This window comes from Cardiobacterium sp., from assembly GCF_057314735.1.
On record NZ_DBHKZK010000022.1, the window covers coordinates 64,115 to 73,696 of the forward strand.

Annotated in this window: 11 protein-coding genes; 7 read left to right on the plus strand and 4 right to left on the minus strand. The window is 57.6% G+C overall.

Annotated features, from left to right (window positions below; translation table 11 throughout):
* Positions 1-175: 175 nt before the first annotated feature.
* Genes ACO54Z_RS02820 through ACO54Z_RS02830 form a run of 3 tightly spaced genes read right to left on the minus strand, consistent with a single transcriptional unit; the run spans position 176 to position 3,164 of the window.
* Complete coding sequence (locus ACO54Z_RS02820) at positions 176-1,042, minus strand: HpcH/HpaI aldolase/citrate lyase family protein (protein WP_485995653.1); 867 nt, start codon at positions 1,040-1,042, stop codon at positions 176-178.
* A complete protein-coding gene (locus tag ACO54Z_RS02825) occupies positions 1,039-2,124 on the minus strand; it encodes a cysteine protease StiP family protein (protein WP_485995654.1) in 1,086 nt (361 codons plus the stop codon). Before ACO54Z_RS02825 ends, ACO54Z_RS02820 begins: the two co-directional genes overlap by 4 nt.
* A complete protein-coding gene (locus ACO54Z_RS02830; RefSeq protein WP_485995655.1) occupies positions 2,121-3,164 on the minus strand; it encodes a metal-dependent hydrolase in 1,044 nt (347 codons plus the stop codon). The genes ACO54Z_RS02825 and ACO54Z_RS02830 overlap by 4 nt, the downstream gene beginning before the upstream one ends.
* A gap of 135 nt (positions 3,165-3,299) precedes the next feature.
* Here ACO54Z_RS02830 and ACO54Z_RS02835 point away from each other — a divergent pair, with 135 nt between their 5' ends.
* The 7 genes from ACO54Z_RS02835 to ACO54Z_RS02865 all read left to right on the plus strand — a co-directional run bounded on the left by ACO54Z_RS02835 (position 3,300) and on the right by ACO54Z_RS02865 (position 7,734).
* On the plus strand, positions 3,300-3,788 hold the full coding sequence (locus ACO54Z_RS02835) for a hypothetical protein (RefSeq protein ID WP_485995656.1): 489 nt from the start codon (positions 3,300-3,302) through the stop codon (positions 3,786-3,788).
* Positions 3,789-3,844: 56 nt separating this feature from the next.
* Positions 3,845-4,474 (plus strand): hypothetical protein, encoded by a 630-nt coding sequence (locus tag ACO54Z_RS02840; RefSeq protein ID WP_485995657.1) that lies wholly within the window; start codon positions 3,845-3,847, stop codon positions 4,472-4,474.
* 57 nt (positions 4,475-4,531) lie between these two features.
* A complete protein-coding gene (locus ACO54Z_RS02845; protein ID WP_485995658.1) occupies positions 4,532-5,041 on the plus strand; it encodes a hypothetical protein in 510 nt (169 codons plus the stop codon).
* A gap of 91 nt (positions 5,042-5,132) precedes the next feature.
* Complete coding sequence (locus ACO54Z_RS02850) at positions 5,133-6,065, plus strand: hypothetical protein (protein WP_485995659.1); 933 nt, start codon at positions 5,133-5,135, stop codon at positions 6,063-6,065.
* Between the two features lie 21 nt (positions 6,066-6,086).
* Positions 6,087-6,590 (plus strand): hypothetical protein, encoded by a 504-nt coding sequence (locus ACO54Z_RS02855; protein ID WP_485995660.1) that lies wholly within the window; start codon positions 6,087-6,089, stop codon positions 6,588-6,590.
* Positions 6,591-6,668: 78 nt separating this feature from the next.
* On the plus strand, positions 6,669-7,181 hold the full coding sequence (gene gloA / locus ACO54Z_RS02860; RefSeq protein WP_485995661.1) for a lactoylglutathione lyase: 513 nt from the start codon (positions 6,669-6,671) through the stop codon (positions 7,179-7,181).
* Between the two features lie 37 nt (positions 7,182-7,218).
* Complete coding sequence (locus ACO54Z_RS02865) at positions 7,219-7,734, plus strand: GNAT family N-acetyltransferase (protein WP_485995662.1); 516 nt, start codon at positions 7,219-7,221, stop codon at positions 7,732-7,734.
* A gap of 174 nt (positions 7,735-7,908) precedes the next feature.
* Here ACO54Z_RS02865 and ccmA read toward each other — a convergent pair whose 3' ends face one another.
* Positions 7,909-8,493: a heme ABC exporter ATP-binding protein CcmA gene (ccmA, locus tag ACO54Z_RS02870; protein ID WP_298081099.1), complete on the minus strand. Its 585-nt coding sequence runs from the start codon at positions 8,491-8,493 to the stop codon at positions 7,909-7,911.
* Positions 8,494-9,582 lie beyond the last annotated feature (1,089 nt).

The window sequence follows — 9,582 nt, forward strand, 5'->3', positions numbered from 1 at the left end:
TCATTCCGCGTTACCGCGATGTGCATATTTATGGCGAGCAAGGCTTTATTGGTGCAGAAAAAGCCGATGGCGGGGAAGACTTTTTTGATTTGTACGGCAAGCCGCTAACGGCGTCGGCGCTGCAGGTGGTGTACATGGCGCGGGACAGGGAAAAAGCGGAACGGGCTGCGCGGCTTCATTCTTCCAACCAGTACTCCGCCGCCTGCAAGATGTTTTGCGCCCATTTGCCATGCGTGGTTTTTTCCTGCATCGCCCCGTTCGCGCGGAAGATGGCACTGTCGTCGGCAAGGATTTGCGCGGCGAGGTCGCGTTCGGCGCGGCTGACGCGGTAATGCGCTTCGATGATGGCGACTTGTGCCGGGTGAATGGCGCTTTTGCCGGTGAGGCCGTGGCGCAGGTCTTCTGCCACTTCTTGCGCCAGCAGTTCCGGCTGGTCGAGCAGTTCAAAGACCGGCGCGGAGAGGTGGTAGCCGTGCGGTTTGTAGATGCCGACGAGGCGGTCAATCACGTTGCCGATGGGCGTCGCATAGAGGGTGGTGTCGCGCGGGCGGCGCAGGCGCAGTTGGCCGAGCAGGTCATTGCCGCCGATGCGCAGGCAGAGGATTTGCGCGCGCCAGTCGCGGTCGAGTTGGTCGCGCAGGCGCAGCATCGCGCTCTCCAGAAAGGTGTCGGCGCTTTCAAGGGTGGGCATCAGTTGCCAGGGGGTGTCGTGCAGCGCGGCGTAGTCGTCGAGGTTGTCCGCGCTGATTTTCGGCAGGACAAAGCCGTGGATGCGCTCGATGTGCGGCATTTTGAGGACGCGCTGCATCGTCGCCGGGTCGCGCAGGCGGATGAAGCGGTTGCGCGGGCAGTCGGCGGGGATTTCGCCGAGGCTGGCGGCAAGTTGCTCCAGCGCCCGCGGCAGGTCGCGTGCGGCGACGCTGTCTTCGGTGCAGTAGATGACGCTGCGGATGTGCGGCAGTTTTTCGCCACGGGCGATGGCGGCGAGTTGCGGGTGGATGGCGGGGACGTAGAGGCAGGCGCCGAGTTGGTGGGCGTTCATGGGGTGGCTCCGGGGCGGTGGCTGCGGATGATGCCGACGGCGTGGTACGGCAGCTCGGGGGCGTGTTCGATGGCGACGTGTTTTTCTTGTGCGAGGCGGACGAGGTGGCGGGTGGCGGCGGCGTTCGGGTCGCGCAGCAGCAGGCGCTCCGGCTGGCGGCGCAGGAGGACACGCGTCGTCTCGCCGATGCCGGGTTTGATCAGGTTGTCGTCGCTGATGCGGTAACGCGCGCGCAGGCGGGCGAGCAGCGCGGCGCTGGTCGCGGCGGCGGCACGGGTGTTGGCGGCGGTCGCGGCGGGCAACGGCAACGGGCAGAGGGCGGCGATGCGGTCGGCGTAGGTTTGCGACTGGTCGTGTGCGCGCAGGTGGTCGTAATAGACGCAGCCGTGGTAGTCGTCCGCGCCGATTTGTTCGTTGAGGATGCTGCGGCTGATGAGGCCGCTGATGGTGGCGTTCAGCAGCGCGGTAGGGATGAGGTAATCGTCGCTGCTGGTGGCGCAGGCGGCGGTGCCGGAGAGGTCGGCGAGGACGTAGAGGCCGGGGTCAATTGCGGTGCCATGCGCGCGGTTGTAAGCGGCGATGGCGCGGTCAAGTTCGCGCGCGATGACGCCTTTGCCCGTCCAGCCGTCGATGAAAACGAGGCTTTCCGCCGCATGACGGGCGAGGATGTGGCGCAGCGCGTTTTGGTCGATGCCACGGTCGCGGATGATGGAGATGCTGTAGTGGGCGACGGGCGCGCGGTAGTGGCGGGCGAGGATGTCGCACAGGATGACGCCGACCGGCGTACCGGCGCGGGCAAGCGAGACCAGCACCGGCGGGGCGCGGTGTTTGGCGGCAATCAGCGCGGCGAGGCGCAGGCAGTCGGCGGCGAGGCGAGCGTCATTCTGCGCGCAGGCGTCGCGAAACAGCGCGAGGTAGGCATCGCTCGGCGGGTATTCGGGCGAGAGCATCTCGCTGTAATGCTTCTGCCCGCTCTGGATGAGCGCTTCTTTCGCGGCGGTGTCAGTGATGGGCGCGAGTTCAATCGGCTTCAGCAGAAACGTCACCTGTTCGGGGCGGTAACTGCCGTGGAAGGGCGTCATTCCGTCCGCCCTGCCGCCCAGTCGGAGAGCGGCAGCGGCGGTTCGTTGCCCCACAGGCGCGGCCAGAGACGCCGCAGCAGCGGGCGCATTTCCGGCACGCCGTCTTCATAATGGTACGGGGTGATGGTCTGCCAGTTGCCCGCCGCGTCGCGTTCGGCCATGACGAAGCGGAAGGTGAGCGCGCCATCGAAACCCATGCGCAGGTCGCTGACCACCAGCTTGCCGTTCACATCATCAGCACGCAGCCAGCCGCCGGTGAACCAGTTGAGGCGCTGATAGAGCGGGTCATGGGCGAGCGGCGCGAACAGCGCGCGGTCATGCGGCAGGCGGATATGCTCCGGCGGGTTTTGGTCAAAATAACCGCTCACCGCCTCGATATAGTCGCCGTTATCGGTCTCGGCGACAGCGCGGAAGATGAGATTGGTGAGCGGCAGCGGTGTTGCCATGACACGCCTGACCGCGATGCCTTCGCCTTCCAGTGTCGCCCGTACCCGCTCGGCGTGGTAATGACTGCCGAACGCGCCAAAAGCGAGATAGGCGCAGCCCCAGAGGAACGTCGCCAAGAGGCCGCGCCAGGCATTGCGCGTCAAACCGTGCCAGGCGGCATGACCGAGCGCGAGCAGCATCGGCACGGTATAAAGCGGGTCAATGATGAACACGCCCGACCACTGTTGCGGCGTCGGCGTGAATGGCCACAGCAGTTGCGTGCCGTAAACGGTAAAGGCATCGAGCAGCGGGTGGGTGATGAGGCTGGCGGCGCTGGTGAAAAACAGCCGCCAGCCGCTGTAAGGCGCGTCCGGATAGCGCTTTTTCACCGCCCAGGCGATGAGCGCGGCGAGCGCCGCCAGCACGAACACACTATGACTGAAACCGCGGTGATAGGTCATTGACGACACCGGGTCGGCGTAGCGGATGAACACATCCAAATCGGGCAACGTGCCGAGAATCGCGCCATAAACGAGCGCTTTGCGCCCCTGCTGCCGCCCCATGCCGATGCCCTGCACCGTCGCGCCCAGTACCGCCTGCGTGAGTGAATCCATAAAAATTCCCGTGAAGAAAAAGGCGGCATGATAGCGGCTCGCCAGCGGATACGCGATGACGGAAAATTCGCCCGCTGCGACAAGGGGATGCCGTTATAATCGTCGCCCCATTCAGCAAAACACAAGGAAAAAACCATGAAGCGGAAAATCTTTTTGACGGCACTCAGCGGCGCACTGCTGCTCGCACAAAATGCGATGGCCATTGAAACCCCGGCGGGCTGGAAAATGACACGCGCCCAAAATGGCGCCACCATCTACCAACCGGAAGGCGCCGATGCAAAGGACATCGTGCTGGCCATTAGCCCATCCCTGTCCAATGATGGCAAAACAGCAGCACAATTACTGGAGAATGCCGAACAAAACCTGATTGACAACAACGACGCCAAAATCACCCAATCTGGCAAGATTGAAGAAAAAGACGGGCAGGCAAATATCGCCATTCAGACAGAAATAAACGGCTCACCCATTCTGGTGAAAGAAACCATCTATCCGCTTGACCCGGAAAATATGCGCGACATCATCGTATTTATGCCCAATAACGCAGAAATACTGCAAAAATACCAAAAAACGGCAGAAGACATTATCGCCGCGCAATACACCGAAGACATGGCTCGCAAAAAATAACCGTCGTAAGGTGGGGCTTGCCCCACCATTATTCGTCCAACATACTGGAGCAATCCATGAAAATCAGGCTGGTTCTGGCTGCCATCGCGTTGTTTGCCCAAACAGCAGCGATTGCAGATAGCCAAATCTCTGGCAAATATCCAAAAGAACAATACCATTGGGACTTCGGCGGTAGCCAAACAACATTACACTACACCCCTGCAAAACACGATGACATCGATCCGATCGCAAAAGGACTGGTTGCAGCGCCTGAAGGATGGATAACAGGCCCTGACGGAAAAGCAGTTGGTTATGCTCCGCAAGAAATTACCGATGGCGGCGTACGGGTTTCTATCTCTGAATTGCAAACCAACAAGGAAAAGCTGACACCTGTACAGTATTTGGAACAAATGGCACAGGATATGGGAAAAGCCTTTTACAAAGATCTCCCGGCGGGTATGGCAACCGAACTGCTCTCACATGGCGAAATAAAGCAGGAAGGCGACCGTGCCACCATATCATTTAAGATGATTATTTTGGGTTATCCGGCAATTTTGGACATAACCGCGTATCCCGTTGGCAATAACCAAATGCGCTTTATCGAATATTTTACCGCAGATGATGCTGACCTGATTCAACGCTATCAGGGCATCGCCCATAAAATGATTGAGGCGCAATATATCATCGATCATCCCAACAAAAAATAACTGTAGGGTGGGGCTTACCCCACCATTATTAAAGTACCCAATACACCGAAGCGAACCATGAAAATCAAAACCTGCCTGCTTGCTGCCTTAATGGGCATTACCAGTTCCTTCTCAATCGTGCTGGCGATAGAAACGCCCAAAGGCTGGCAAAGCGGCGGCGGTGCAGAACCGGGCGAAGTGCGTTATGTACCTGAAGACGCCGGCGAGCGGGGCGTGATTCTGATCATTTCCGGTCTGCAAGCCAATGAAGAAAACCTGCCGCTGACACAATATCTGGAAAAAATGGCAGATAAAATTATCTACGACAATCCCCCAGGTACAGGCGTTGCCATCTTGCAACGCGACAAGGCAAAACAAAAAGGCGACCGTGCCAAACTTACCCTCAAAATTTCACTCATGGGCTCTCCGGTAAATTTTTATCTCACCGCCTATCCCACCGGTAAACATCATATCCGCACGATTACCTTCTTTGTTGAAGACGATGCGGCATTGCAGCAGCGTTATCAAAAAACAGCTCATAAAATTATCGAAGCCCAATACGCCGAAGACATGAAGAGTCAAAAATAGCTGTAGGGGCGGTTAGCGCAAAGCGCGTAACCGCCCGCGTCTTGCCCTCTATCATCAACACCGTCTTAAAAAAAACAAACCGGAGCAATCCATGAAAATCCAACCTCTGCTCATCGCAGCCTTGTCCGGCATAATTTTTCTCACGCAAAGCGCACTGGCGATTGAAACGCCACCAGGCTGGAAAGTCGAAACGCATGGAGCAGAACGCCACTACACGCCCGAAACAGATACCGGCTTCGATATTCTGCTGAGAATCACGCCGCCACACAATAATATGGGCAAATCAGCGGCGGAATGGGCAAAAACTGTGGCAAGATTTTTTGCCGGAGGCGGTCCGACAATTAACGTCAATGGCGACCCTGTCATCAATGGCGACCGCGCAACCATTTCAATGACGCTGGAACAGCCCAACGGGCGGCGTTACCTGCAAATTACCGTATATCCGCTCAATGCCAAGCAGTTGCGCGAGATTGCTTTCATGATTCGGGATGATGCCGAATTACGGCAGCGTTATCAGCCCGTCGTGGATAGCATGATTGACGCACAATATGCCGAGGATCATGCAGGCGCTGCCGCCAATGCGGATACGGGCGGAAACAAAAGCGGCAACGATGATGTGCCTTTTGTGCCTGCGGGATGGTCGGGCAAACATACCGGCAATGTCACCCTTTATACGCCGCAAGACAGCGACAAGAAAATTTTTATTGTGAGCGTTTATGATCCGATGCCCGATGCGGGCATGAACCGTACTACCTGGCTGGAATTTGCGGCAAGCGGTATCGCAAAAGGTTATGACAAAGTACTGGAGCATGACGCGGTGGATAGCGCAGGTGAATTGGTTGTGACCAATTACCGGCTTGAAGAAAAAGGGCAGAAACTCTATGCCAATTTCACGGCTTTCCCGGCAGGCAAAGATAAAATGCGCCTTGTCCTGGTAATCTGCGAGGAAGATGCTGCCCTGCTCCAGCGTTTTCAGGAAGATGCCAAACAAATTATTGCGGCGTATTTCACGCAGGCGCAGTAGCCGCAGCACCTGGGACAAATCATGAACATAAAATTTTATGGTTTCGCCGCCCTGTTCGCCACAATATGCTGCGCCCAAAACGCGGTGGCCTTTGATACACCGCACGGCTGGAAAATGACGCAAACCCGCGATGCGATTACTTATGAGCCCGCCGATGCCGATAGCCACGAAACCTGCGTTATTATTGCGCCGCCCTTTCCCGCCAAAGGCATGAATGCGGTGGCAACGCTGAAAGACATGGCGGAAAGCGCTGATGCTTTTTCACTGGAAGACAGCGATGGCATTCATAAAAAAGGCGACCGCGCGGCAATGATGATTAAACGGCAAACGGTTGAAGGCCCGGCGCGGATAACATTCACCGCCTGGCCGGTGGGCAAGGCACAAATGCGCGTTATCGTCTTTTTGATAAAGGACGATGCCGCCTTGCGCCAGCGCTATCAGCAGACGGCTGATAAAATCATTGAGGCGCAGTATGCGGAGGATCATCCCGCAGCGGCGTCGGCTAAAAAACAAGCGGCATTCTGAAACAGGCTATTCCGCACGACACGCGGCAAAATCATTTGCCAATGCCGCATCCCTTTTTCATTCACAACCGGAGACAACATGAGCTTCACCGCACCCACCGCGCCCGGCGCGACGCAAAACCACGACCCTGCCACCCGTGGCTTCATCTACAACCACACCATGCTGCGCGTCAAAGACCCGGCGGCATCGCTCGATTTCTACACCCGCATCCTCGGCATGACGCTCTTGCGCAAAAGCGATTATGAAGGCGGCAAATTCAGCCTCTATTTCCTCGCCATGCTGCGCGGCGACGAGGTCATCCCGGAAGAGGAAGAAGCGCGCCGTGCCTGGATTGCCCGGCAAAGCGGCATCCTGGAGCTGACCCACAACTGGGGCACGGAAACAGACCCCGCCTTCCACTATCACAACGGCAACCGCGAGCCGCGCGGCTATGGTCACATCTGCATCAGCGTGCCGGATTTCGCCGCCGCCATCGCCTGGTTTGACCAAAACCGTGTCCCCTACCAGAAACGCCCGGAAGACGGCACGATGCGCCACATCGCCTTTATCAAAGACCCAGACGACTACTGGGTGGAAGTCATCAAGGGTTGAGATATTCCGCCCCGTACGCGAGCGCCGCATCGCCATCATGACCCGTCCCGCCCATGCTGCCCGCATCACCCTCGCCCCCTGCTGCGCGGCGCACTTCGCCGCGCTCACCGCCTACCAGCTGCACGGCGCGCAAGCCGAGTATTCACGGCCACCGCGCGACTGGCTCAGCGGCGGCAGGGGTTTTGACGCTGCCCAACGCGCTGTCACCATCCTGCACGCGGGTGAGCCCGTCGGTTTTTTCATCCTTGACGGGAGCAGCGCCCGCGAGGAATACAGCGCCAACCCGCAGGCGCTGCTGCTGCGCTCGATGTCGCTCAACCCGCGTCATCAGGGCAACGGCTATGCCCATGCCGCCCTCGCCCCCGCCTGTCTTGACCCGTTCGTGCGCGCACATTTTCCCGACTGCGACGAGATCGTCCTCGGCGTCCATCACGCCAATCGCCCCGCCATCCGCCTCTACCAGCGTGCCGGTTTTCACGATACCGGTCGCAATTATCCGGGGCTGAAGGGACTGCAATACGTTTACCACCGCCGGTTGCCCCGCGCAGACTAGGGGTTGGGGAGGGGGTGAGCGATATTATGGATGAGCCGAAATTCCAATTTTTCCATTGTTTGCCGCCCTCACCCCCTCCTCTCTCTTGCTTCGCAAGCAATGCTTGTCGCTGCGGGCGGTTACGACACGAGCGCCTAACCGCCCCCGCGTTTTCAAGACTATTGGCGTGGACGACTATAAATGGCGGATTTCCAGCGCGGGTAGGTCAAGCGGCTGGTGGCTGGTGATGATGATCGCGCCGCCATGCTGGCGATGTTCTTCCAGGCGGGCACGCAGGGTGGCGCTGGTCGTCGCATCAAGCGCGGTCAGCGGCTCGTCGAGCAGCCACAGCGGTGGCGTCTCCAGCCAAAGGCGGGCGAGCTGACAGCGACGCTGTTGCCCGGCGGAGAGTTGGCGACTTTGCCGGTCGTCGTGGCGGTTGAGGGCGACGGCAGCGAGGGCAGCATCAAGCCGGGTTTCAAGATCGGCGCCGCTCATGCCGTGGTAGAGGCGGGCGGCATAGCGCAGATTTTCGCGCGCAGTCAGGGTGCTTTTGATACCGGGGCGATGGCCGAGGTAGAGCAGCGGCGCGTGGCGACGAATCTGCCCGCCTTGCGGGGTGATGAGCCCGGCAAGCGCTTGCAGCAGCGTGGTCTTGCCGCTGCCGTTGTCGCCGGTGAGGTGGATGATTTGCCCGGCGGCGAGGGTCAGCGCGTAGCGACGCAGCAGCAGGCTACTGCCTTTGAGCAGGGTGAGATTGTCGGCTTCAAGTAAAATCATGATTACGGGAATACGGCGGGGTTGGCGCATATTATCTTGCTTGCGCCGCTTTGTGCCTATGCCCGCCATCCATAACCGAACGGCGCACCTTATGACGGAGGCCGTGCGTAGGAGGTGTGGACACGCACGCGGTGAAAATCGGAGCAGAACGGGTACAAGTACCCGACATCTTTCACGTCAGCCATCCATAACCGAACGACGATAATGGTATGGCGATACGCACCAAATTCTGTACAAGACCCGCGCTGCGGATGGCATCAAAAACCGCGTTGCCGTACCCCAAACTACCCGATGCCGTAAAATATACGCACCGCAATCCAGCGGATGCTGTCAAAACCATCCATGAAAAAACCTAACCAAAACAATGCTCTCGGGCGCAACTTTTCCCGTTTGCAAAAATTGGAAATAGCCTTCACAATCTGTTGAAAACGAGGAGGAAAAACACACCACACCATTAAAAACTTGTCCCTGTTCCAAAGGGATTGCGACCTACTGCCAGGATGTATATTCCCATTGATTAACATTAAAAATTTGTCCCTGTTTCAAAGGGATTGCGACGGCGCTACGATGAGAGCGAAGGCGTCGCGCAGGATTAAAAATTTGTCCCTGTTTCAAAGGGATTGCGACTGATTTTTCCCATAATTCTCTCCTTAAAGAAAAATTAAAAACTTGTCCCTGATGCAAAGGGTTTGCCATTAAAAATGCCGACTTCGCGTCGGCATTTTTTGTTCAGGGATATTAGGCGCTGTTTGCAATTCAGCCGTGAGCCTTTGTAGGTTGGGTTAGCGCGCAGCGCGTAACCCAACAAACCGAATGCCGAACATATATAGCGATACACACAAGGAGGAACGCTGGAGGTGGTACGCCGCTATACGGAAAGACGGCATAGTATGAGACTTTCGGTGTATCGCTATATTCGGCGTATGGGACAAAAAAGGAGCTGTTTTAGACAACCTTGTCTCTATAGGACAAAAAAGGAGCTACTCATCATCAGGTAGGGAGAAATAATCCTTTATAAACCTTATATTATTCAACTTTCTCATCCCGTGATGACACCCCAATTTGCGCTTTAAGTCGGCAAATTTCCCG